Origin of the sequence: Streptomyces durbertensis (assembly GCF_014156695.1) — a bacterium.
GTDB classification, from domain to species: Bacteria; Actinomycetota; Actinomycetes; order Streptomycetales; family Streptomycetaceae; genus Streptomyces; species Streptomyces durbertensis.
Genome location: NZ_WMLF01000036.1, coordinates 1 through 22,186, shown reverse-complemented (window position 1 = coordinate 22,186; position 22,186 = coordinate 1). Strand labels below are relative to the sequence as shown.

20 protein-coding genes and 2 tRNA genes are annotated in these 22,186 nt (G+C 72.6%); 9 read left to right on the top strand and 13 right to left on the bottom strand.

Translation table 11 applies throughout. The annotated features are described in order from the left end of the window. The 3 genes from GL263_RS04390 to rsgA form a co-directional block, all read left to right on the top strand. The coding region (locus GL263_RS04390; RefSeq protein ID WP_182854231.1) for a M50 family metallopeptidase at nt 1-671 on the top strand (671 nt) is incomplete at its 5' end. 157 nt (nt 672-828) lie between these two features. Beyond that, nucleotides 829-2,151 (top strand): 3-phosphoshikimate 1-carboxyvinyltransferase, encoded by a 1,323-nt coding sequence (gene aroA, locus GL263_RS04385; protein ID WP_182854230.1) that lies wholly within the window; start codon nt 829-831, stop codon nt 2,149-2,151. Nucleotides 2,152-2,162: 11 nt separating this feature from the next. Further along, on the top strand, nt 2,163-3,155 hold the full coding sequence (rsgA, locus tag GL263_RS04380) for a ribosome small subunit-dependent GTPase A (protein WP_182854229.1): 993 nt from the start codon (nt 2,163-2,165) through the stop codon (nt 3,153-3,155). Nucleotides 3,156-3,164: 9 nt separating this feature from the next. On the opposite strand, the gene GL263_RS04375 is transcribed toward rsgA, so the two are convergent. After that, nucleotides 3,165-3,797, bottom strand: a complete 633-nt coding sequence (locus GL263_RS04375) for a TetR/AcrR family transcriptional regulator (protein WP_182854228.1) — start codon at nt 3,795-3,797, stop codon at nt 3,165-3,167. A 148-nt stretch (nt 3,798-3,945) separates the two neighbouring features. Between GL263_RS04375 and hisN the strand changes: the two genes are divergently transcribed. Both hisN and GL263_RS04365 read left to right on the top strand, forming a co-directional pair. Next, the gene (gene hisN, locus GL263_RS04370; RefSeq protein WP_182854227.1) at nt 3,946-4,743 is read left to right on the top strand and encodes a histidinol-phosphatase; all 798 of its coding nucleotides are present in this window, start codon (nt 3,946-3,948) and stop codon (nt 4,741-4,743) included. Between the two features lie 237 nt (nt 4,744-4,980). Next, nucleotides 4,981-5,388, top strand: coding sequence for a CBS domain-containing protein (locus GL263_RS04365; protein WP_182854226.1), 408 nt, complete (start codon nt 4,981-4,983; stop codon nt 5,386-5,388). 139 nt (nt 5,389-5,527) lie between these two features. Here GL263_RS04365 and GL263_RS04360 read toward each other — a convergent pair whose 3' ends face one another. Continuing rightward, the gene (locus tag GL263_RS04360; protein WP_182854225.1) at nt 5,528-6,994 is read right to left on the bottom strand and encodes a catalase; all 1,467 of its coding nucleotides are present in this window, start codon (nt 6,992-6,994) and stop codon (nt 5,528-5,530) included. Nucleotides 6,995-7,153: 159 nt separating this feature from the next. Between GL263_RS04360 and GL263_RS04355 the strand changes: the two genes are divergently transcribed. Next, entirely contained in the window at nt 7,154-7,570 is a 417-nt protein-coding gene (locus tag GL263_RS04355) for a Fur family transcriptional regulator (RefSeq protein WP_182854224.1), read from the top strand. A gap of 129 nt (nt 7,571-7,699) precedes the next feature. Here the strand turns inward: GL263_RS04355 and GL263_RS04350 are convergent. The 4 genes from GL263_RS04350 to GL263_RS04335 form a co-directional block, all read right to left on the bottom strand. Beyond that, a tRNA-Met gene (locus GL263_RS04350) sits at nt 7,700-7,773 on the bottom strand. Between the two features lie 53 nt (nt 7,774-7,826). Then, nucleotides 7,827-9,764, bottom strand: a complete 1,938-nt coding sequence (locus GL263_RS04345) for a tetratricopeptide repeat protein (protein ID WP_182854223.1) — start codon at nt 9,762-9,764, stop codon at nt 7,827-7,829. A 274-nt stretch (nt 9,765-10,038) separates the two neighbouring features. Then, nucleotides 10,039-10,112 (bottom strand) — tRNA-Met (locus tag GL263_RS04340). 92 nt (nt 10,113-10,204) lie between these two features. Further along, complete coding sequence (locus GL263_RS04335; RefSeq protein WP_182854222.1) at nt 10,205-13,120, bottom strand: UPF0182 family membrane protein; 2,916 nt, start codon at nt 13,118-13,120, stop codon at nt 10,205-10,207. A 128-nt stretch (nt 13,121-13,248) separates the two neighbouring features. Between GL263_RS04335 and GL263_RS04330 the strand changes: the two genes are divergently transcribed. Further along, complete coding sequence (locus GL263_RS04330) at nt 13,249-13,872, top strand: PPA1309 family protein (protein WP_182854221.1); 624 nt, start codon at nt 13,249-13,251, stop codon at nt 13,870-13,872. Nucleotides 13,873-14,009: 137 nt separating this feature from the next. Here GL263_RS04330 and GL263_RS04325 read toward each other — a convergent pair whose 3' ends face one another. From GL263_RS04325 to GL263_RS04310, 4 genes are all read right to left on the bottom strand, one after another. Further along, nucleotides 14,010-15,104 carry a YlbL family protein gene (locus GL263_RS04325; RefSeq protein WP_182854220.1) on the bottom strand — a complete coding sequence of 365 codons (1,095 nt, stop codon included), beginning with the start codon at nt 15,102-15,104 and terminating at the stop codon, nt 14,010-14,012. A 25-nt stretch (nt 15,105-15,129) separates the two neighbouring features. Continuing rightward, nucleotides 15,130-15,642 (bottom strand): hypothetical protein, encoded by a 513-nt coding sequence (locus tag GL263_RS04320; RefSeq protein WP_182854232.1) that lies wholly within the window; start codon nt 15,640-15,642, stop codon nt 15,130-15,132. 110 nt (nt 15,643-15,752) lie between these two features. Beyond that, nucleotides 15,753-16,214, bottom strand: coding sequence for a molybdenum cofactor biosynthesis protein MoaE (locus GL263_RS04315; protein ID WP_182854219.1), 462 nt, complete (start codon nt 16,212-16,214; stop codon nt 15,753-15,755). 139 nt (nt 16,215-16,353) lie between these two features. Continuing rightward, nucleotides 16,354-17,463 (bottom strand): SDR family oxidoreductase, encoded by a 1,110-nt coding sequence (locus GL263_RS04310; protein WP_182854218.1) that lies wholly within the window; start codon nt 17,461-17,463, stop codon nt 16,354-16,356. A 174-nt stretch (nt 17,464-17,637) separates the two neighbouring features. Between GL263_RS04310 and GL263_RS04305 the strand changes: the two genes are divergently transcribed. Then, nucleotides 17,638-19,170: a zinc-dependent metalloprotease gene (locus GL263_RS04305; protein ID WP_182854217.1), complete on the top strand. Its 1,533-nt coding sequence runs from the start codon at nt 17,638-17,640 to the stop codon at nt 19,168-19,170. Next, a complete protein-coding gene (locus GL263_RS04300) occupies nt 19,167-19,760 on the top strand; it encodes an NUDIX hydrolase (protein WP_182854216.1) in 594 nt (197 codons plus the stop codon). Before GL263_RS04305 ends, GL263_RS04300 begins: the two co-directional genes overlap by 4 nt. A gap of 89 nt (nt 19,761-19,849) precedes the next feature. Here the strand turns inward: GL263_RS04300 and GL263_RS04295 are convergent, their stop codons facing one another. The 3 genes from GL263_RS04295 to GL263_RS04285 all read right to left on the bottom strand — a co-directional run. Then, a complete protein-coding gene (locus tag GL263_RS04295) occupies nt 19,850-20,647 on the bottom strand; it encodes an AIM24 family protein (protein ID WP_182854215.1) in 798 nt (265 codons plus the stop codon). 16 nt (nt 20,648-20,663) lie between these two features. After that, nucleotides 20,664-21,347, bottom strand: coding sequence for an AIM24 family protein (locus GL263_RS04290; RefSeq protein WP_182854214.1), 684 nt, complete (start codon nt 21,345-21,347; stop codon nt 20,664-20,666). A gap of 11 nt (nt 21,348-21,358) precedes the next feature. Next, a partial coding sequence (locus GL263_RS04285; RefSeq protein WP_182854213.1) for an AIM24 family protein occupies nt 21,359-22,186 on the bottom strand: 828 nt, incomplete at its 5' end.

The window sequence follows — 22,186 nt, the reverse complement described above, 5'->3', positions numbered from 1 at the left end:
GCACCCAGCCGGCACCGGAGGTGTGGCTGGTGGTGCTGGTCGGTGTGCTGGCCCTGGCGGTGGTGGCCCACCGGCCGGTGTGGCTGCTGGCCCGGAACGCCGTGACCATCGCCCACGAGGGCGGCCACGGTCTGGTCGCGGTCCTCACCGGACGCCGGCTGGAGGGCATACGGCTGCATTCGGACACCTCGGGGCTGACGGTCTCCCGGGGCCGTCCGACCGGCCTGGGCATGGTGCTGACGGCCGCCGCGGGCTACACCGCGCCCTCGCTGCTCGGCCTGCTGGGGGCATGGCTGCTGGCGGCCGGCCGCATCACGGCACTGCTGTGGGGTGCGACGGCGCTGCTGCTGGTGATGCTGGTGATGATCAGGAACGTGTACGGCGTGCTCACGGTGTTCCTGACCGGTGGCACGTTCGTGCTGGTCAGCTGGTTGACCGGGCCCGAGGTGCAGTCGGTGTTCGCCTACGGGGCGGTGTGGTTCCTCCTCCTGGGGGGCGTACGCCCGGTGTTCGAGCTTCAGAACAAGAGGCGGCACGGCGGCGCCCCGGACTCGGACGTCGACCAGTTGCACCGGCTCACCAACGTGCCGGCGGTCGTGTGGCTGCTGTTCTTCCACGTCGTCACGGTGTGTTCGCTGCTCGGCGGCGGCCGCTGGCTGCTCGGCCTGTAGCCGGGCCCGGTCGCGCCGAAGTCCCGCCGAAGCCCCGCCGAAGCCCCGCAGAAGACATGGCGGCGGCCCGAACGTGTTCGTTCCTGACCGGTTTCCGGCGTGCACGGGCCCTATGTGCCGGGAACCGGGCCGTGGGGTAGCCACTAAAGTGAGCACCATGACCGACGAGTCCACGAACAGCACCAACTGGTCCGCGCCGCAGGCGACGGGCCCCGTCGACGCCACCGTCACCGTGCCCGGATCGAAGTCGGTCACCAACCGGGGCCTGGTCCTGGCCGCGCTGGCCTCCGAGTCCGGCTGGCTGCGCCGGCCGCTGCGCTCCCGTGACACGCTGCTGATGGCCGAGGCGCTGCGCGGCATGGGTGTGGGCATCGAGGAGGGCGTCGGCCCGGACGGCGGCGGCGAGGCCTGGCGGATCATCCCGGCCGGGCTGCGCGGTCCGGCCACGGTGGACGTCGGCAACGCCGGCACGGTCATGCGCTTCCTGCCGCCGGTCGCGGCGCTGGCCGACGGGCCGATCCGGTTCGACGGCGATCCGCGCTCCTACGAGCGCCCGCTGCACGGCGTGATCGACGCGCTGCGCGCGCTGGGCGCCCGGATCGACGACGAGGGCCGGGGCGCCCTGCCGATGACCGTGCACGGCACCGGCTCGCTGGACGGCGGCCGGGTGGAGATCGACGCGTCCTCCTCCAGCCAGTTCGTGTCCGCGCTGCTGCTGTCGGCGCCGCGCTTCAACCAGGGCGTCGAGGTGCGGCACGTCGGCGGCACGCTGCCGTCCATGCCGCACATCCGGATGACGGTGGACATGCTGCGGGCCGCCGGCGCCCAGGTCGACACCCCCGAGTCCGGGGGCGAGGCCAACGTGTGGCGGGTCACGCCGGGCGCGCTGCTCGGCCGCGACCTCGTCGTCGAGCCGGACCTTTCCAACGCGCAGCCGTTCCTCGCGGCCGCCCTGGTCACCGGCGGCCGGGTCACCATCCCGGACTGGCCGGCGCGGACCACCCAGCCGGGTGACGCGCTGCGGGACATCTTCACCGCCATGGGCGGTAGTTGCGAGCTGACCGAGGCCGGGCTGACGCTGACCGGCAGCGGCCGGATCCACGGCATCGACGTGGACCTCGGGGACGTCGGCGAGCTGACGCCGGGCATCGCGGCCGTCGCCGCGCTCGCGGACTCCGAGTCGGTGCTGCGCGGCGTGGCGCACCTGCGGCTGCACGAGACCGACCGGCTGGCCGCGCTGACCAAGGAGATCAACGGGCTGGGCGGCGACGTCGAGGAGACCGCCGACGGGCTGCGGATCCGCCCCCGCACGCTGCACGGCGGCGTGTTCCACACCTACGAGGACCACCGGCTGGCGACCGCCGGCGCGCTGCTCGGCCTGGTCGTCCCCGGGGTGGAGGTGGAGAACGTCGAGACCACCGCCAAGACGCTGCCCGACTTCCCCGCGCTGTGGCACGGCATGCTCGGGGCGCGGGACTGAGAGGCGCACCGATGCGCCGGTACGGCAAGCACACCGACGAGGACGACATCCGCGCCCGGCCCAGCCGGCGCGGCACCCGCCCGCGCACCCGGCTGCGGCCCCTGCACGAGGACGCCGCGGAAGGCATGGTCCTCACCGTCGACCGCGGCCGGATCACCTGCCTGGTGGAGGACCGCACGGTCACCGCGATGAAGGCCAGGGAACTGGGCCGCAAGGGTGTCGTGGTCGGCGACCGGGTGGCCGTCGTGGGAGATCTGAGCGGCGCCAGGGACACCCTCGCGCGGATCGTCCGGGTCGAGGAGCGCACCTCGGTGCTGCGGCGCACGGCGGACGACGACGACCCCTACGAGCGGGTCATCGTGGCCAACGCGGACCAGCTCGCGGTGGTCACCGCGCTCGCCGACCCGGAGCCGCGGCCCCGGATGATCGACCGCTGCCTCGTCGCCGCCTACGACGCCGGTCTGGAACCGCTGCTGGTGCTCACCAAGTCGGACCTCGCCCCGGCGGAGGCGCTGCTGGGAAGCTACGCGCCGCTGGGTGTACGGGCGGTGGCGGTGAACCGGGACGAACCGGTGGACGCCGTCCGGGAACTGCTGGCCGGCCGGGTCACGGCGTTCGTCGGGCACTCGGGCGTCGGCAAGACCACGCTGGTGAACGCCCTGGTGCCGGAGCGGCAGCGCGCCACCGGGCACGTCAACGCCGTCACCGGGCGCGGCCGGCACACCACCACCTCCGCGCTGGCGCTGCCGCTGCCGGACGGCGGGGGCTGGGTCATCGACACCCCGGGCGTGCGGTCGTTCGGCCTCAACCACGTGGAGCCCGGGCGGGTCATCCTGGCGTTCCCCGACCTGGAGCCGGGGACCGCCGGCTGCCCGCGGGCGTGCAGCCACGACGAGCCGGACTGCGCGCTGGACGAGTGGGTGGCGGCCGGTCACGCCGACCCGGCCCGCCTCGACTCCCTCCGCCGGCTGCTCGCCACCCGGGAGCACCCCGAGGGCGACTAGCGCCGCCGGTCAGGTCTCCACGTCGTCCGGCGGACAGGTGTCGGCCGGCGGGCAGGTGTCGGCCGGGGCGGCGCCGCCGAGGTGGCGCAGCATGGCCGTCACCACGTCCGCGACCCGGGAGGCGGCCTCCGGCTCGTCGGGCGGCGCGACGACGTAGCTGAGCGCCAGCCGCAGCCCTGCCTCGCCCGCCCGCCGCACCACGGGGGCGTCCCAGCAGGTGACCGTGCCGGCGGCGTCGAGTGCGGCCAGCATCCGCTCGCACAGCCGGTCCAGCAGTCGTTCCGGTGGCGCCTGCGGTAGTGGTAACCGGGACGACCAGCAGCCCGTCATCGCCGCTCTGACCAGCGGTTCCTCGCGCGCACGGTGGAGTATCCACACCACGCCCGTGGCCCAGCAGACCGCCGGGTCGCCGCCCTCCCGGCGGGCGGTCGCCACGGTCGCCGCGGCGCCCCGCAGGAAGACCTCCACCCGCTGGCGGACCAGTGCCGCGCCGAGGCCCTCCTTGGAACTGAACTCGTTGTAGAGCGTCTGGCGTGACACGCCCGCGAGCGCCGCCACCTCGACCATCCGCACGGTTGACCACGGCCGGTGGACGAGGACCGCCTGTGCGGCGTCCAGCAGGGACTCACGCGCTGTGGGCATGGCTACCTTTCCGGGCCCCTGGGGCGGACCCGCGCACAGAATTGACGGGCCGCCAGGTGATGTCAAGGCATATGCCGGTCATCTCCGCGACACCCGGCCGGCGGCACTCCTGTGGCCGCCCTCCGCGGGCACTGGATACTGTTCGCCCATGCCCGACTACCTCGATGACCTGCGGCTGGCCCACGTGCTGGCCGACACCGCCGACTCCGCCACCATGGAACGCTTCCGGGCCCTGGACCTGAAGGTGGAGACCAAACCGGACATGACTCCGGTCAGCGAGGCGGACAAGGCCGCCGAGGAACTGGTGCGCACCGCCCTCCAGCGGGCCAGGCCGCGCGACTCCGTGCTCGGCGAGGAGTTCGGCGTCACCGAGGGCAGCGGGCCGCGCCGCTGGATCATCGACCCCATCGACGGCACGAAGAACTACGTGCGCGGGGTGCCGGTGTGGGCGACGCTCATCGCGCTCATGGAGTACGGCGAGGGCGGCAACCGCCCGGTGGTGGGTGTCGTCTCGGCGCCGGCGCTGAACCGGCGCTGGTGGGCGGCGGAGGGGGCGGGCGCCTACACCGGCCGCTCGCTGTCCTCGGCGACCCGGCTGCACGTCTCCCGGGTGGGCCGCCTCCAGGACGCGTCGTTCGCGTACTCCTCGCTCAGCGGCTGGGAGGAGCGGGGGCGTCTCGGCGGCTTCCTCGACCTGACCAGGGAGTGCTGGCGGACCCGCGCCTACGGTGACTTCTGGCCGTACATGATGGTCGCCGAGGGCTCGGTGGACGTCTGCGCCGAGCCGGAGCTGTCGCTGTGGGACATGGCGGCCACCGCGGTCATCGTGCAGGAGGCCGGCGGTGTCTTCACCGGTCTCGACGGCCGGCCCGGCCCGCACAGCGGCGACGCGGCCGCGTCCAACGGGCTGCTGCACCAGGACCTGCTGTCGTATCTGGGCGGCTGACCCCCCGCGGGCACGCTCGGACGACCGCCCCGCGCCGGTTCACGGGACCCGCGTGGGGCGGTGGCGCGCCGTGTGCCCCGGTCCGCCGTTCGCACCCCTTGTAGCCGGAGGGCCACCGTGTGAACATGAGAATCCCGCGCTTGTGAGTTTGTGAATCCGCTCTCAAACGGCCGCCCGGCCCCCCGGGCGGCCCGCTCGCTCACACGCGGACAAACGGACCATGGAGGTGGCACCCGTATGCCCGTCCTCGTAAGCGACGCCATGAGCACCGTGATCCTGACCATCGGCCCCGACCACACACTCCGCCAGGCCGCCCGGCTGATGGCCGCCCGCCGGGTGGGCGCCGCCGTCGTCCACGACCCGGGCGGCTGCGGCATCGGCATCCTCACCGAGCGGGACGTGCTCCTCTCGCTCGGACGCGACGAGGATCCGGACGTCGAACGCGCGCAGGCGCACACCACCACGGACGTGGTGTTCGCCGCACCCCACTGGACGCTGGAGGAGGCCGCCGCCGCGATGACGCGGGGCGGCTTCCGCCACCTGATCGTGCTGGCCGGACACGAACCCGTCGGGATCGTGTCCGTGCGGGACGTCGTGCGCTGCTGGACAGGCAGCGGCCGGCGGCCGGCGACCGTCTCCGCCTGAGGGCGGACGCACGCGAGGAGGGCGGGAGCGTGAGGCTCCCGCCCTCCTCGTCGTGCGCTGCGGTGGACCGCCGCCGGCGGCGCAGGGCCGATCGGGCGCCGCCGGCAGGGCCCACCGCGGTCTCGACGGACGCCCTCGGTCAGCCGCGGAGTGCGGCGACGGCGGCCTCCAGGCGCTTGCCGTAGTCCTCGTCGGCCTTGCGGAAGTTCTCGATCGCCCGCTGGGCGATGTCGTCCCGGGAGACCTTCGAGATGAAGCCGGCCAGGTTGTCGACCAGACGGCCCTTCTCGTCCTCGGACATCAGCCGGTACAGGTTGCCGGCCTGGACGAAGTCGTCGTCCTCGGCGTGCGAGGGCGCGACGTGGTCGCCGGTGACACCGGAGACCGGCTGCGGCTCCCACAGCGCACGACCCGTCTCGGCCGGGCCGCCGAAGCTGTTGGGCTCGTAGTTCTTGGCGCCGCCGTGCCGGCCGTCGTACATCACGCCGTCCCGGCCGTGCGAACGGGCCTCGGTGGCACGCGGGCGGTTCACCGGCAGGTGGTCGCCGTTGATGCCGACCCGGTAGCGGTGCGCGTCACCGTAGGCGAACAGCCGGCCCTGCAGCATCTTGTCCGGGGACGGGCCGATGCCGGGCACGAAGTGGTGCGGCGAGAAGATCGACTGCTCGACCTCGGCGAAGATGTTCTCCGGGTTGCGGTTCAGCTCCAGCTTGCCGATCTCGATCGGCGGGTAGTCCGCGTGCGGCCACACCTTGGTGAGGTCGAACGGGTTGAAGCGGTAGGTGGCCGCCTCGGCCGCCGGCATGATCTGCACCTGCACGGTCCAGGTCGGGTGGTCGCCGCGCTCGATGGACTCGCGCAGGTCCCGCTGGTGGCTGTCGGGGTCCTTGCCGGCGAGCAGGTCGGCCTCGTCCTGGGTGAGGGTCCTGATGCCCTGGTCGGTCTTGAAGTGGTACTTGACCCAGAAGACCTCGCCGGCCTCGTTCGACCACTGGAAGGTGTGCGAGCCGTAGCCGTTCATGTGGCGGTAGCTGGCCGGGATGCCGCGGTCGCCGAAGAGCCAGGTCACCTGGTGCGTCGACTCCGGGGAGAGCCCCCAGAAGTCCCAGACGTTGTCCGCCTCCTGCGACCCGGTGTACGGGTCGCGCTTCTGGGTGTGGATGAAGTCGGGGAACTTGATGGCGTCCTTGATGAAGAACACCGGGGTGTTGTTGCCGACGAGGTCGTAGTTGCCCTCCTCGGTGTAGAACTTCAGCGCGAAGCCGCGGGGGTCGCGGACGGCGTCGGCCGCGCCGAGGTTGCCGGCGACCGTGGAGAAGCGCAGGAAGACCTCGGTCTCCTTGCCGATCTCGGAGAGGAACTTGGCCCGGGTGTACGGCGTCACGTCGGCCGTCACGGTGAACTTGCCGTAGGCACCCGCGCCACGGGCGTGGACGACCCGCTCCGGGATGCGCTCGCGGTTGAAGTGGGCGAGCTTCTCCAGGAGCAGCTGGTCCTGCACCAGTACGGGGCCGCCGACCCCGGCGGTCTGGCTGTTCTGGTTGTCCGCGACCGGTGCGCCGGCCTCCGTGGTCAGCGGGCCGGTCGTCTCGTGCTGTGCAGTCACTTGCGCCTCCTGCGCTTTGTCCTGTCCCTTGGCGTGCGCCGAGACCCGAGCTTACATTGGACTTTGTCCAAGTCAAGATGACGAGGAAGAGCATACCGAGTCCGGGGATGGCTTGATCCGCTGCTAAGCTGGCCCTTACCTGAGCGATGGGTGGAAGTGATGAGCGACCTGCTGGAACGACTCCGCGAACGTGGCTGGCGGCTGACCGCGCAGCGACGCGTCGTCGCCGAGGTCCTGAACGGGCAGCACGTGCACTACACGGCGGACGAGGTCCACGCCCTGGCCGTCGAGCGGCTACCGGAGATCGCCCGGGCGACCGTCTACAACACCCTCAGCGAGCTCGTCGCCCTCGGTGAGGTCCTGGAGGTCAGCACCGACGGCCGCGCCAAGCGGTACGACCCCAACGCGCACCACAGCCACCAGCACCTCGTCTGCTCGCGCTGCGGCATGATCCGGGACGTCCACCCGGAGGGCGACCCGCTGGCCGCGCTGCCCGAGAGCGAGCGGTTCGGCTTCACGATCTCCGAGGCGACGGTCACCTACCGCGGCCTCTGCCCCCACTGCACGGCGGCCTGATCCGGCGATCCGGGCCCCCGCTGCGGGGGCCCGGCCTTCTCGGCACGACGGCCACCCGCCCACGACACCCACAAAAAACGCCACACGACCGAGGCCCGGTCCCTTGCGGGACCGGGCCTCGGTCGTCAGTAGCGGGGACAGGATTTGAACCTGCGACCTCTGGGTTATGAGCCCAGCGAGCTACCGAGCTGCTCCACCCCGCGTCGTTGTGTCCCCACTCTAGACACACGGTGACCCCCGGTGCAAATCCCGCCCCTCACGCCGTGAGCTCGGTGTGCAGCGCCTCGCTCAGCCGCTCGGCCCGACCCGCCACCTCGGCCGGCCCCAACTCCATCGCCCGGGCACACCAGTGCCGGCCCTCCGCCAGCTCGCCCCGGCGCGCGGCGAGCAGCGCCAGGCGCAGCGCGGCACGGCCGTGTCCGGCCTCGGCGGCCCTGGTCCACCACAGCGCGGCCTCCGGTTCGGCGCCCTCGCGGGCGAGCAGCAGCCCGAGGTTGAACGCGCCGTGGCTGCTGCCGGCCTCGGCGGCGGCCCGGTACCAGTGCGCGGCCTCCACCACGTCACCCCTGGCGGCGGCGCACATGCCGAGCCGGACCTGGGCCCGGCGGTGCCCGGCCTCGGCCGCCCGGCGGTACCAGCTCTCGTACTCGGCGTGCTCGTGCTCCTCGCCGGCGCCCGCCTCGCGGCCGGCGCCGCGGTGGGACCGGCCGCCGAAGGTGTCGGTGGCGCCGAACGTGCCGGTGCCGACGGCGACCTCCGGGTCCTGGCGTTCCAGGAGGTCGGCGAGGCGGAAGGCACCCTCCACGCTGCCGCCCTCGGCGGCCTCCCGCAGCCTCCGCTCGGCCGCCCCCTCGTCGCCGTCGGCGAGCAGCGCCACGGCGACCTGGAGGGCCGCCTCCGGGTGCCCGGCGACGCACGCCCGCTCGTACCAGCGCCGCGCGCGCTCCTCCTCGCCGCGCCCGGCGTGCAGGATTCCCAGGTTGAACGCGGCGTCCACACTGCCGCCCTCGGCGGCCTTGGAGAACCACGGCTCGGCGCCCTGGGCGTCGCCGCGCTGGAGCAGCAGCACGGCCAGCGCGTTCGCCGCCTCGACGTGCCCGGCGTAGGCGGCACGGCGGTACCACTTCTCGGCCTGCGCGGTACGGCCCTGGCCGGCGCTCAACAGGCCCAGGTTGAAGGCGCCGTTGGCGTCGCCGGCGTCCAGCGCGGTGTGGTACCAGCGCTCGGCGGCGGCGCGTTCGCCGCGCTCCGCGCAGAGCGCGCCGAGCGCGTTGGCGGCGTTGCCGTCGCCGGCCTCGGCCGCCCGCCGCCACCACTGCTCGGCGGCCTCGTCGTTGCCCGCGTCGCGCAGCAGGAAGCCGAGGGCGCAGGCGGCACGCGGCTCGCCGTCGTTGGCGGCGATCAGGTACCAGCGGCCGGCCTCCCGGGCCTCGCCGCGCTCCTCCAGCAGGGTGCCCAGCCGCAGCGCCGCCCGGCGGTGGCCGCGCGCGGCGGCCTGCCGGAACCAGCGTTCGGCCTCGGTCGCGGCCTCGCCGCGGTTCCGGCGCCCGACCGGTTCGGGCGACTCCACCAGCGGGGAGGGCTCGGCACAGCCGGAAAGGCGCAGCAGGGCCATGCCCACCCGGTATGCGGCCTCCCGGTGCCCGCGCTCGGCGGCGGCGCGGAACCACTGCTCCGCGCCGTCCTCGCCCCGGTGTTCCAGCAGGTCGGCCAGTGCGTAGGCGCCCAGGGTGTGGCCGGACTCGGCGGCCTGCCGCAGCCAGTACTCGGCGGCCGGCTCGTCTCCGCGTTCCCGCTGGTGCCGGCCGAGCGCGTGGGCGGCGGCCGCCGAGCCGGCGACGGCCGCGGTGCGCCACCACTCCGCGGCCTCGGCGCGACGGCCGAGCTGGTGCAGCAGGACGCCGAGGTTGTTGGCCGCCGCGCGGTCGCCGGCCAACGCGGCGGCACGCAGGTGCGGTTCGGCGCCTTCCAGGTCGCCCTGGCGCAGCAGGGCGGCACCCAGCAGGCTCTGGGCGCCCGTCTCGCCCCGTTCCGCGGCCGCGCGGGTCGCGGCGGGCAGCGCACCGTCCCGCCCCGCGCCCTCCCCGTCCGGCTCCGTCGTGTGGACCGCCTCCGCCATGTGGGCCGCCTGGGCGTCATGGGCGGCCGGGCGGCCTGCGTCGTCAAGCTTCGCCTTGTCCCCCATGAGTTCCATCGTCGCACCACCCGTAACCCGCGTACATCTGGTATATCGCACCCAGAAGGTCACTACAGCGTTTTGTCGACTTCCCGACATGGCGAGTCGCCAAACTCGCTCACACGTTTGGGAGTTGGCCCGACAGGCCCCGACGGGCCGCCGAACGCGCCCCAGTGTGCCGACATCACGGGCTCCTCGGGCGCCCCTCCGCGGCGCGGCGCCCGTTTCACCACAGGACGTACACACCACACGACGAAGGACCCGGAGTCGATGACTCCGGGTCCTTCTCCAGTAGCGGGGACAGGATTTGAACCTGCGACCTCTGGGTTATGAGCCCAGCGAGCTACCGAGCTGCTCCACCCCGCGCCGTTGTCTGACCGACACTATCACGCCGCGCGGCGGGCCCTGACCGGTCGGGCGGTGGTACGCACCCCGCCCGACCGGCCAGGAACGCCGGCTCAGTCGCCCGCGTCCTCGGCGTCCTCGGCCTCCTGCAGCGCGTCCTGGAGCTCCCTCCAGGCCTTGCCGTAGGCCTCCCAGTCACCCTTCTTCATGGCGTCGTCCATCTTCTTGGCCGCGTCGGCCGCGTCCTTCAACGCCTCGTCGGGAGTGGCCGGCGGGGTGGCACCGGGCCGCTCCTCACCCGGCTCCTCCGGGTCCTGGGGGTCCTCGGGGTCCTCCGGCGGCGGCGAGGGCCGCTCACCGTCGACGTCGAAGACCTGGTCGAGGGCCGCCTCCAAGGTGTTCTCGAACGCGATCCGCTCGCCGTACGTCACCAACACCTTCCGCATACGCGGGTAGTTGGTGCCGGCACCACGGACGTACACCGGCTCCACGTAGAGCAGGCCGCCCTCCAGCGGCACCGTGAGCAGGTTGCCGTACTCCACCTCGGAGTCACCGCGCTGCAGGATGTTGATCTGCTGGGCGATCGCCGGGTCGGAGTTGAACTTGCTCTGCACCTGCTGCGGACCGGCGACCGTGGTGTTCGACGGCAGCTTCAGGATTCTGATCTTGCCGTACTCGTCGCTTCTCGCGTCCGCGTCGACCGCCATGAAGGCGCCCAACGTCTCACGCTGGTTCGGGTTGAACGTCGTCGTCAGCGAGAAGACCTGGTTGTCCTGGTCCGGCATCTTCATGCTCAGGTAGTACGGCGGCACCGGGTTGCCCTTGTGGGTCGGGTCGTCCGGGATCTGCCACCGCTCACTGCCCGAGTAGAACTGGCTCGCGGTCTCCACGTGGTAGCGCTGGAGCAGCTCGCGCTGGACCTTGAACAGGTCCTGCGGGTAGCGGAGGTGGTCCATCAGCGCGTCGCTGATCTTGTCCTTGGACTCGACCGCACCGGGGAACGCCTTGCGCCACGTCTTGAGCACCGGGTCCTCGGTGTCCCACTCGTAGAGCTTCACGTCACCGGTGTAGGCGTCGACCGTCGCCTTGACCGAGTTGCGGATGTAGTTCACCCGGTCCTGCTGGGCGATCACGGCGCGCTGGCCGTCGGTGAGCGAGTCCTGCGTGGTGTCGCCCAGCGTGGTGCGCGAGGAGTACGGGTAGCCGTTCGACGTCGTGTAGGCGTCCACGATCCACTGGATCTTGCCGTCCACGATCGCCGGGTACGGGTCGCCGTCGATCGTCAGCCACGGTGCGACCGCCTCGACCCGCTCCTTCGGCGTCCGGTTGTAGAGGATCCGCGAACCGTCGCCGATCGCCGACGAGTACAGGAACTGCGGCTCGCCGAACGTCAGCGCGTACGCCGCCCGGTTCAGCAGGCCGGAGATGCTGACACCGCTCTTGCCGGTGTACGTGTACGTCTTCTCACCCTCGTCGTCGGCGTAGTCCAGCTCCTGCTGGGGACCGCCGACGATGGAGTACTGGGTCGTCCGCTCGCCGTAGTAGACCCGCGGCTGGTACTCGCCGGCCAGCGTCTCCTCCGGCGGCAGGTTCTTCTCGCTGAACACCGGGGTGCCGTCCGGGGCCACGTCGGTACCGCTGGCGGCGACCATGCCGAAGCCGTGCGTGTACTTGAAGTGGTCGTTGATCCAGTTCCGCTCGGGGATGCCCTCGATGTTGATCTCGCGGAGGCCGACCACCGTGTCGCGCTCGTTGCCGTCCTTGTCCTTGTAGCGGTCGACGTCGAGCGTGGCCGGGAAGCCGTAGTAGCCACGGACCTGCTGGAGCTGGCGGAACGCCGGCGGCACGACGCTCGGGTCGAGCAGGCGCAGGCTCGCCGTCTGGTCGACGGCGTCACGCAGCCGGGCGTTCTCCTGCTCGGTGTCCGGTGTTGTACCCCGGTAGTCGGACATGTCGGCGTCGTCGATGCCGTAGGCCTCGCGCGTCGCCTTCATGTTCTTCTCGATGTACGGCGTCTCCTTGGCCTGCTCGTTCGGCTGGACCTGGAACTTCTGCACGATGGCCGGGTACAGGCCGCCGATCAGGATCGCCGAGAGGACCATCAGACCGAAGGCGATGACAGGAAGCTGCCACGTCCGCCGCCACAGCGCCGCGAAGAACAGCAGCGCGCAGATCGCCGCGATGAAGAACAGGATCGTCTTCGCCGGCAGGTAGGCGTTGGCGTCCGTGTAGCGCAGACCCGTCCAGTCGCTCGTGCCCCGGATCTCACTGGACTTCACGGCCAGGCCGTAGCGGTCCAGCCAGTAGGCGACCGCCTTGAGCGCCACGAAGACGCCGAGCAGCACCGACAGGTGGCCGGTCGCCTGCGAGGTGGCGCGGGCACCCGGCGTGGTGAGCCGCAGTCCGCCGTACAGGTAGTGCACAAGGGCGGCGGCGATCAGCGACAGCACCGTCGCCGCGAAGCCGAAGCTCAGCAGGAAGCGGTAGAACGGCAGATCGAAGGTGAAGAACGAGATGTCCTTGTTGAACTGGGCGTCCGTGCTGCCGAACGGCGTGCCGTTGACCCACATCAGCCAGGTGCGCCACTGGCCGGCGGCCGAGGCGCCGGAGATCAGACCCACCAGCGCGGCGACCCCGATGAGCACCCACTTCTTGAAGGGGGCGATGCTCATCCGGTAGCGGTCCAGGCTCTGCTGCTCCAGCGACATCGCGCTCAGCGGCGGCCGGAGCCGGTGCGCGAGCCAGATGTTGAAGCCGACCGTGACGGCCATCAGCAGACCGAAGACGGCGAACATGCCGACCTTCGTCCACAGGGTCGTCGTGAAGACGTTGGTGTACTGGACGGACCGGTACCAGAGCCAGTCGGTCCAGAACCCGGCGAACATGACAAAGAGCATGGCCAGCACTGCCAGTACGCCTGCTGTCATCAGCAGCGTCTTGGCGCGCCTGGAGGGCTGGCCGACTCTGATCCGTGGCCCGGAGGGGCCACCTGAGCCCCGGTCCGGCATCTGGAAAGCCAAGGTGCGCACCTCGAGATCGCAGTGGGTCAATCACATGGACTTGAACAGTGGCCCCCTAACCCAGGGCCCTACCTCATCAACTTACTCAAGCTTTACTCAGTTCCCGTTTCCGGGGTAGGGCAAGGCACGATAAGGGCATGAGCAACCTCCCCGTTGACGGCACACCGCTGGCCGCCACCCCCCTCACCCGCGCCGTACTGGAGATCGACGAGTACGCCGCCGGCCTGGGATGGGACCAGCCCGCCCGCCTCTTCGCCCTCGTCGACACCCGGGCGCTGCGCGCCCAGGAACCGGCACTCGCCGAGCAGCTCGGGCTCGCCGACGCCGAGCCCGACAACCCCGACAACCCCGACAACGCCGGCAACGCCGGCAACCCCGGGAGTGCCGGGACCGGAGCCCCGGCCGCCCTCACCCCGATCGAGCAGGACGAGCTGCCGGCCGGGGTACCTCTCGACGAGTTCCTGGGCACGATCGCCTGGCCGGACGCCGTCACCGGCTGCGCGCTGACCGTCGAACGGCTGATGCTGCCGCCCGCCGCCGAGGAGTCCATCCCCGACGGGCTCGACGAGGCGGCGCTGAACAAGTGGGTCGCCGAGCACCCGGAGCGGCGGGAGATCCGGATGACGGTGGCCGTGCTGCGGGACGGCGGGCGGGAGTCCGCGCTGCGGCTGCGGGAGAAGGACACCCCGACCGAGGTGCTGACCGGCTCCTCGCTCGTGCCGGGGCTGGCCGACGCGTTGGCCGCCACCTTCGAGGACTGAACCGCCACCGGCGTGTCACGTGGCGCCGGTCCCGCCGGGCGGGGCCGACGCCACGGCCGGACGGTCCGGTCCGTCCGCCGCCGCCGCCGCCGGGGGGCGGTTCAGTCGAGCGGGCCGGTTCAGTCGAGAGGGGCGGTTCAGTCGGCGGTGCAGCGGGGGACGTCCCCCGGGCGGTCCTCGCGCAGGGCCTCCAGCGCCTTCATGGCGTCGTCCAGTGAGCCGACCTTCACCAGGGTGAGGCCGTCGGGAGCGTTCCTGAGCGCGGCCGGGCAGTTCGCCTCAGGAGTCAGGAAGTGCGTCGCCCCCGCCCTCCGCGCGGCGACCGTCTTCATCTGGACACCGCCGATCGGGCCGACCTCGCCGGCCGTGTTGATGGTCCCCGTCCCGGCGACAAAGGCGCCGCCGGTGAGGTCGGGCCGGCTCAGCTTGTCCACGATCGCGAGCGAGAACATCAGCCCTGCGCTCGGCCCGCCCACGTCGGCCAGCTTGATGTCGATGCGGAACGGGAAGGTGTGCGCGCTGCCGGCCTGGATGCCGACGATCGCCCGGTCGTCCTCCTCGGCCGCGACCGTGCGGACGGTGACCTCCTTGGTCGGACGTGCCGTCGGGTCCTGCCCCGCCTTCTCGGCGGCCTCCGCCTGCTTGACCGGAACGACGGTGAAGACCACCTCCTCACCCGGCTTGTGCTCGGTGACCAGCTTCGCCACGTCCGCCGGCTGCGTCACGGGCTCGCCGTCCACCGCCTTGACGATGTCGCCCGCCCGCAGCCGCCCCTCGGCGGGGCCGTCCTTGACAACGGCCGCCACGACCGTGCGCGTCGGCACCTCGATCCCCAGTTCCTTCAGCGCCGCCGCCTTGGCGCTCTCCTGGGACTGGGTGAACTCCTCGGCGTTCTCCTGCTCGGCCTCCTCGGCCGTCTTGCCGTCCGGGTACAGCGTTTCGTGCGGCACCACGGAACTGTCGTCGCGGAACCAGCCGTACAGCGCCTCGGGCAGCGACATCTGGTAGTCCGCGCTGGTGACCCGGACCGTCGTCATGTTGAGGTTGCCCGTGGTCGGGTAGGTGCGGCGGCCGTCGATGCTGAGCACCGGGTCGCCGCCGTGCCTGCCGAGCGTGTTCACCGTCGGCCCCGGGGACAGCTCCGAGTACGGCACCCGCACCACGAGCAGGGTGCAGACGAGGCCTATGAGCAGCAGGAGCGAGCTGAAGATCGTCGCATGGCGGCGTGACATGCCATGACACTAAGGGACGGGTGCTTCAGTCGGCCTGCCGGGACGGTCCGTCCGAGGTTCCGTCCGTCAGGACGGCCGTGGGCGCCGGCTCGGCGGCTCGGCGGCCGCCGCGCGCGCGGCCCGTCACGTAGAGCGCGAGCCGGCGGCGGGTGCCTCGACGCGGACGCCGCTCTCGGACCAGCGCGGCCACGGGCTCGAGCGGTGCGGGCGGCGCGGGGCAGGCAGGCGACGCGGTGACGGCGTCCGCCTCGGAGTGGGAGCCGGGCCGGCCGCCGAGGGAGGCCGCGGGCCGCGGCTCGCGGGCGTCGGGTGTCGTGGGCCGCTGCTTCGCGGGTCGCCGCTCCGTGGGCCGCGGCTCGGGCCGGACGAAGGGGCGGGGATGGCGTGAGCGTTCCATCGCGCTCCGGAACGCGTCGTAGCCGGCCACGCCCGCGGCGTCACCGGCTCCGTTGGTCTGGCGGCGGGCGGCCCGGCAGGACCACAGCCCGGCTATGCAGGTGGCGATGAGGGGTATGAGCAGCCAGATCAGCGATGCCATGTCCGCAAACCTCCACGAAGTCCGTCGGCTCGGAGAACCAACGTTCCGGGGGGCCGTCCGGTCACGCAAGCCGGTTTGGGCCGTTCCGGGCGTTTCGCGCCACGGGGGTTTCAGCAGGCGCCCACCCACTCCTCGGTGCCGTCCGCGAACGTCTGGTGCTTCCAGATCGGCACCTCGTGCTTGAGGTCGTCGATCAGCTTGCGGCAGGCCTCGAAGGCCTCGCCCCGGTGCGGGCAGGACACCGCGACGACCACGGCCAGATCACCCACCGCCAGATCACCCACCCGGTGGACGGCGGCCAGCGCGCGGACGGGGTAGGCGTCGGCCACCCGCTCCGCTACGCGACGCATCTCCGCCTCCACGGTCGGGTGCGCCGAGTAGCTGAGCTTGTCCACGTCGGCACCGCCGTCGTGGTCCCGGACGGTGCCGACGAACAGCGCGGTACCGCCCGCCGCGTCGTCACCCACGGCGGCGAAGACCTCGTCCAGCGAGAGCGGGGTGTCACGCACCGCGAGAAGTCGGATCGGCTCCTGCGAGCCCTGCTCACCGGGGTGGTCGTAGGTCTGCGACATGGGGACATGCTGCCGCACCCCGCGGACGGCGCAAAACCCCGCCCACCCTTCGGTCAGGGCCGCCGGGGCGCCCTGCCCCGCGACCCGGCGCCCACGGTCGGCCGGGGCCGGGGCTCCCCCACGCTCACAGACCCCACGCTCACAGACCCCGGCGCTTGCGGGCCCGGCGCACCAGCGCGGCCGTGCCGACCAGGGCGACCGTGGCGCCCGCCGCGCCCAGCGTCGTCGCCGCGTCCTTCCTGCCGAGTCGGCGCCCGGCGACCGCGTGCCGCCCGGAGACCTCGTCCAGCAGCGCGGCCAGCGCGTCCTCGTTGGTGTACTTCGGCCGCCACCCGGCGTCGTGCAGCCGGCTGCCGCTGACCACCCACGGGTACATCGTGTAGGCCAGGTCGCCGGCCGGGGACGGGGTCAGCCCCAGCCGGTGCAGCCGGGAGGCGGCCCCCAGCGCGACGGCCGAGGGCAGCTCCATCCGGCGCATGCCCGACAGCTGCTCGACCTCCTCCTGCTCCAGCCAGCCGTCGCAGCCGACCGCGAGCTCGCCCTCCGCCTTCTCCAGCGCGGCGAACTCCAGCGCGCTCGCCAGGTCCTCCACGTGGCAGAACTGCCAGCAGGGCCGGGAACCCGCCACGACCAGCAGCCGGGGCGACTCGAAGTAGCGGGTGAGCGCCGTGTCGGTACCGCCGACCAGCACGGCCGGCCGCAGCACGGTCACGCTCAGGCCCGGATGCGCCCGCGGCGCCCGCCGGGCCAGCGCCTCGATCTCCAGCAGGTCGCCCACGCCGGTGGCCTCGGCCGTGGCGTTCAGCTCGGCGTCCTCGGCCAGCGGTACGTCGTTGTCCGCCAGCGCGCCGTACACCATCGCCGACGTGCAGAGCACCACCCGGCGGACGCCTGCCGCGGCCGCCGCGGTGAGCACCGTTTGGGCGCCGCGCACGTTGTAGGCGGTGCGGGCGGCCGGGTCGGCGCCCAGGTCCAGGTCGAGCGCGAGGTGCACGACCACGTCCACGGGCCGGCCGTCGGGCCGCAGCAGCTCGGCGATGGTCGGGTCGCGCACGTCCAGTACGTGCCACTGCGCCTCCGGGACGTCGCCCCGGCGCTCGTCGAGCGCGATGACGTGCCCGATGTCCGGTGAGTCCACGAGCCGCCTGGTCAGCAGCGCGCCCACCCCCGAGGCCGCACCGGTGACCGCGACGGTCGGGCCCGCAGCGCCGTTTCGCGCTGCGCGAACGTTAGGTTCCTGGGAACTCACCGGGCTTCTCCAGCTGTTGTCTCTGGTACGGCGTGCGCAGTCCCCATCCTGCCTGACGCCCGGGCGACGGGTGTCTAGGCTGGGGGTAGTGCCCGTCACACCGCGTGCCTGTCCCGTCCGCCCGCGAACGGTGCGTACGACCCATCCGCGACCGCAGAAGATCCGAGGAAACCCGTGAGTGACATCCCATTCGGATTCGGCCTCCCGCCGGAGGAGCCGGAGGACGGCGACGGCGGCAAGGACGAGCGCCGCAAGAAGAAGAGCGGCGAGGGAGACGGGCCCGGCCAGGGTTCCGACCCGTTCGGCCTCGGTTTCGGCGGCGGCGCGGACAACCCGCTGGCCGCCATGTTCGGCTCCCTCGGCGGCGGCGCCGGCGGCCCGGCCGACCTCGGGGCCGCCTTCCAGCGGCTCGGCCAGATGCTCAGCTACGAGGGCGGCCCGGTCAACTGGGACATGGCCAAGGAGATCGCCCGTCAGACCGTCGCCCAGGGTGCCGCCGACGGCTCCAAGGACGCCAGCGTGTCGGCGGCCGAGCGGTCCGCCGTGGAGGAGGCCGTCCGGCTGGCCGACCTGTGGCTGGACGGCGCGACCTCCCTGCCCTCGGGATCCGGCTCCGTCGTGGCGTGGAGCCGCGCCGAGTGGGTGGAGGCGACCCTCCCGGTCTGGCGCGACCTGGTCGACCCGGTCGCCGAACGGGTCGGCACCGCCATGGGCGACGTGCTGCCCGAGGAGATGCAGGCGATGGCCGGCCCGCTGCTGGGCATGATGCGCTCGATGGGCGGCGCCATGTTCGGCACGCAGATCGGCCAGGCGCTCGGGGTCCTCGCCGGCGAGGTCGTCGGCTCGGCCGACATCGGCCTGCCGCTCGGCCCGGCCGGCAAGGCGGCGCTGCTGCCCGGCAACGTGGCGGCCTTCGGCAAGGGCCTCGGCGTGCCGGAGGAGGAGGTGCGGCTCTACCTCGCCCTGCGCGAGGCGGCCCACCAGCGGCTGTTCGCGCACGTGCCGTGGCTGCGCTCGCACCTGTTCGGCGCGGTCGAGGGCTACGCCCGCGGCATCAAGGTGGACACCGACAAGCTGGAGGACGTCGTCGGTCAGCTCGACCCGAGCCGACCGGAGGAGATCCAGGAGAAGCTCCAGCAGGGCATGTTCCAGCCGGAGGACACCCCCGAGCAGCTGGCGGCGCTGGCACGGCTGGAGACGGCCCTGGCGCTCGTCGAGGGCTGGGTCGACGCCGTGGTGCACGCCGCCGCCGAGCCGCACCTGCCGTCCGCCGGGGCGCTGCGCGAGACGCTGCGGCGGCGCCGGGCCACGGGCGGACCGGCCGAACAGACCTTCGCCACCCTGATCGGTCTCCAGCTTCGGCCGCGACGGCTCCGGGACGCCTCGCGGCTGTGGGCCTCGCTCGCCGACGCCCGGGGCACCGACGGCCGCGACGCGCTCTGGGCGCACCCGGACATGCTGCCGACCGCCGGCGACCTCGACGACCCGGACGGCTTTGTGCACCGCGAGCAGACCGACTTCTCCGAGCTCGACCGGATGCTCGGCGACGCCGCCGGTGCCCCGGACCTGCGCAAGGGCCCCGACGGGGCCCGGGATCCCGATTCCGGTCGCGGATCGGCCGGGGAGGCCGGTGGGGAGTCCTCTCGTGGGGAGTCCCGAGGCGACTCCGCGGAAGGCGACGACGGCAAGGACGACGGCGCCAAGTGAACCCCGCCGGACAGACGACACCCCACCACCCGGACACCGCCCCGGCGGCGCTCCACGCGGACGCGGCGCGGACGCTCCACGAGTGGGCCGCCCCCGACGCCGCGCAGGACGCGCTGCGTCGGGCCTATCTGGACCACCTCGACGCGCACCCGGACGGCATGTGGAAGGCCTGCCGCTCCGGTCATCTGACCGCCAGCGCGCTGGTGATCGACCCGGCCGGGGAACGGGTGCTGCTCACCCTGCACCGCAAGCTGGAGATGTGGCTCCAGATGGGCGGGCACTGCGAGCCCGAGGACGGCACCCTGGCCGCGGCCGCGCTGCGTGAGGCGACGGAGGAGTCCGGCATCGGCGGGCTCACCCTGCTGCCCGGCGGGCCGGTCAGGCTGGACCGGCACAGCACGCCGTGCGCGGTCCACCTCGATGTGCAGTACGCGGCCCTGGCACCGCCGGGCGCCGCCGAGAGCGTCAGCGAGGAGTCGCTGGAGCTGCGCTGGTACCGCTACGCGGACGCCGCGGACCTCGCCGAGCTGGCCGCCGTCGCGGACGACTCCGTGCTGCGCCTGGTGACGGCCGCCCGGCAACGCCTGTAGGGGCCCGGGCCCGGAGGGGTGGGGGTGCGCGGCGGACCGCACCCCCACCCCTTTCCCAATGGGTGACGCTTCCCGGTGGGTGACGCTTCTCAGTTGGTGAAGATGTTGCCCTGGCCGCCGCCGTGGCCGTTGTGGCCCCAGGCGTTGCCCTGGTTCATCCCGTGGGCGCCCTGCCCTCCCATGCCGAACTGGGCGCGCAGCCCCTGCCCGATGACCGCGCCCTGCGGCGGCAGGAGTTCGCTCGGCTGCACCAGCGCGTAGCCGTTGCCCATGAAGCTGAGCTCCCAGCCCTCCCCGGTGCTGCCGCGCCGCCGCCAGACCCCCGAGGAGCTGGTCTGCGCCTGGAGCTGCACCTGGAGGGACGTCGACCAGGCGACGACGGCGTCCGAGTCGGCGCTGACGTACCTGTCGGGGGTGACCGTCAGCATCAGCGGCTGCCCCGAGGTCATCAGGGCGACCTTGCCCTGGCCGGTGATCACCAGGTTGTACTTGCCGGACCCCGATATGCCGTACTGGCTGTCCACGCTGATGACGTCCCAGTGCAGATGGGAGTCGAGAGCGAGGACGTAGGCGCTGTCGACGGTCAGGCCGTTGTGGTCGACGTCGAGGATGTGCACCGACTGGGCGAGGTTGGCGAAGTACACCACGCCCTGGCCCGAGCAGCGCATCAGATCCAGGACCTCGCCGGTCATGTGCTGGGCGTGCCGCTGGCTGGGGCTCTGGTACTCGCCGTCGAACTCGATCATGCCCTGGTAGGCGACCATGCTGCCCTTGCGGGCGAGCACGTCCTCGTGGCCCGTGAGCGCGACGCGCAGCATCTTGTCGTTCTGGAGGGCGTAACGGTCCTGGGTCTGGACCTCGGTGTGGGCAAAAAGCGGGCTCTGCATGGTGTCGTTGCTCCCCTCAGCCGCGCGCACGCAGGCGGTCGGCGCTGTCCTCGCTGGGCTGGACGACCACAAAGCCCTGCCCGGAGAAACCGAGTTGGTAGGCCTCGCCGCTGCCCCGGCCGATCATCGCGGACGCCTTGAAGCTGCGCTTGCCCTTCATCTTCAGCCCGCTGGACCACGCCACCAGGGCGTCCGGGTCGACGTAGGTCTCGTCGGCGCCGCGTCCGCAGTCCACCACGATCGGTGTGCCGCGTGAGGTCAGCGCGACCCAGCCGGTACCGGATATGCCGACGTTGAACAGGCCCTGGCCGGCGAACTTCGCCATGCCCTTGACCCGTTCGACACCCCAGTTGAGGTGGGCGTCGAACGCGAGGATGTTGGTGCCGTTGACGGAGAGGCTGTCCTCGTTGAGGTGCAGCACGACCACGTCGGCGCCGTAGTCGGCGAGGTAGAGCAGACCGTCGCCGTGGCAGCGCATCAGCGGGGCGCCCTCACCGGTCAGCCACTGCGAGGCCATGCGGCGGATCGCCGGCGGGTTGGGCTCGTACTGGACGAAGCCCTCGTAGGCGATCATCGAGCCGGTGCGCGCGAACAGGTCCTGGCCGCTTGCCATGGCGACCTTCAGCATGCTGCTGCCGTGCGTCTCCATACGGGCGGCGGGCGGGGTCGGGGCGTAACCCGCGATCGACTGCTGGTTCATGACGGGCTCCCTCAGACCTCGTACGGCTGGACGACGATGAAGTTGCCCGGCGCACCGCGGAACTGGAGGTTGACGCTCTCTCCGCTGTGGCCGGGGTAGGCGTGCCGGCGCAGCCTCACCTGGCTGGTGACGATGACCTGCGCGGCGGCCGACCAGGCGATGACGGCCTGGGCGTCCGCGTAGGTGGCCGGGGTGACGGGCAGCACGACGGGGGTGCCCCTCGTCTTCACCACCAGCGTGCCGGTGCCGTGGAAGTGCATGGTGAACAGCGCGCCGCCGGGGATGCCGTGCCCCTCGATCCGCCGCACCTCGTACTGGAGCGACTCGTCGAAGGCCAGCACGTTCTCCGCGGAGACGCAGATCGCGTCGCCCTGGAGCTCGATGGGATGCAGGTAGGCGGCCTCCTCGGCGAAGAAGACCTGGCCGGAGCCGGTGCAGCGCATCAGCTGCATCTCCTGGCCCGTGGCGTTGCCGACGATCCGGCCGCGGAAGCCCGCGCCCTTGTAGCTGAACTCGGCCTTGCCCTGGTAGAGGACCATGCTGCCCTGACGGGCGAGCACCGGCTGGCCGTCGACCCCCAGGTCCGCTCGGACGAGCTGGGAGTTCTGGAGCGTCCACCGCTGGCCGTTCGGCGCCTCACGGTACTTCTCCAGCGTCACGCCGAGCCCGCTGCCGCCGCCCTGCGGCACGCCGTAGCCGGCCTGGCCGGGCGCCATCGGCGGCCCGGGCGGGCCCGCCTGTCCGGGGACGCCGCCGGGAGCCGGGTAGCCGGCCGGGGCCGGGTATCCCTGCGGGCCGGGTGGCTGCGGGGCCGGGTAGCCGCCCGGGACCTGCTGTCC

Coding starts and splice junctions, on each gene's coding strand:
- aroA (WP_182854230.1), top strand. CDS start 829: ATGACCGACGAGTCCACGAACAGCACCAACTGGTCCGCGCCGCAGGCG.
- rsgA (WP_182854229.1), top strand. CDS start 2,163: ATGCGCCGGTACGGCAAGCACACCGACGAGGACGACATCCGCGCCCGG.
- GL263_RS04375 (WP_182854228.1), bottom strand. CDS start 3,797: ATGCCCACAGCGCGTGAGTCCCTGCTGGACGCCGCACAGGCGGTCCTC.
- hisN (WP_182854227.1), top strand. CDS start 3,946: ATGCCCGACTACCTCGATGACCTGCGGCTGGCCCACGTGCTGGCCGAC.
- GL263_RS04365 (WP_182854226.1), top strand. CDS start 4,981: ATGCCCGTCCTCGTAAGCGACGCCATGAGCACCGTGATCCTGACCATC.
- GL263_RS04355 (WP_182854224.1), top strand. CDS start 7,154: ATGAGCGACCTGCTGGAACGACTCCGCGAACGTGGCTGGCGGCTGACC.
- GL263_RS04345 (WP_182854223.1), bottom strand. CDS start 9,764: ATGGAACTCATGGGGGACAAGGCGAAGCTTGACGACGCAGGCCGCCCG.
- GL263_RS04330 (WP_182854221.1), top strand. CDS start 13,249: ATGAGCAACCTCCCCGTTGACGGCACACCGCTGGCCGCCACCCCCCTC.
- GL263_RS04325 (WP_182854220.1), bottom strand. CDS start 15,104: ATGTCACGCCGCCATGCGACGATCTTCAGCTCGCTCCTGCTGCTCATA.
- GL263_RS04320 (WP_182854232.1), bottom strand. CDS start 15,642: ATGGCATCGCTGATCTGGCTGCTCATACCCCTCATCGCCACCTGCATA.
- GL263_RS04315 (WP_182854219.1), bottom strand. CDS start 16,214: ATGTCGCAGACCTACGACCACCCCGGTGAGCAGGGCTCGCAGGAGCCG.
- GL263_RS04295 (WP_182854215.1), bottom strand. CDS start 20,647: ATGCAGAGCCCGCTTTTTGCCCACACCGAGGTCCAGACCCAGGACCGT.
- GL263_RS04290 (WP_182854214.1), bottom strand. CDS start 21,347: ATGAACCAGCAGTCGATCGCGGGTTACGCCCCGACCCCGCCCGCCGCC.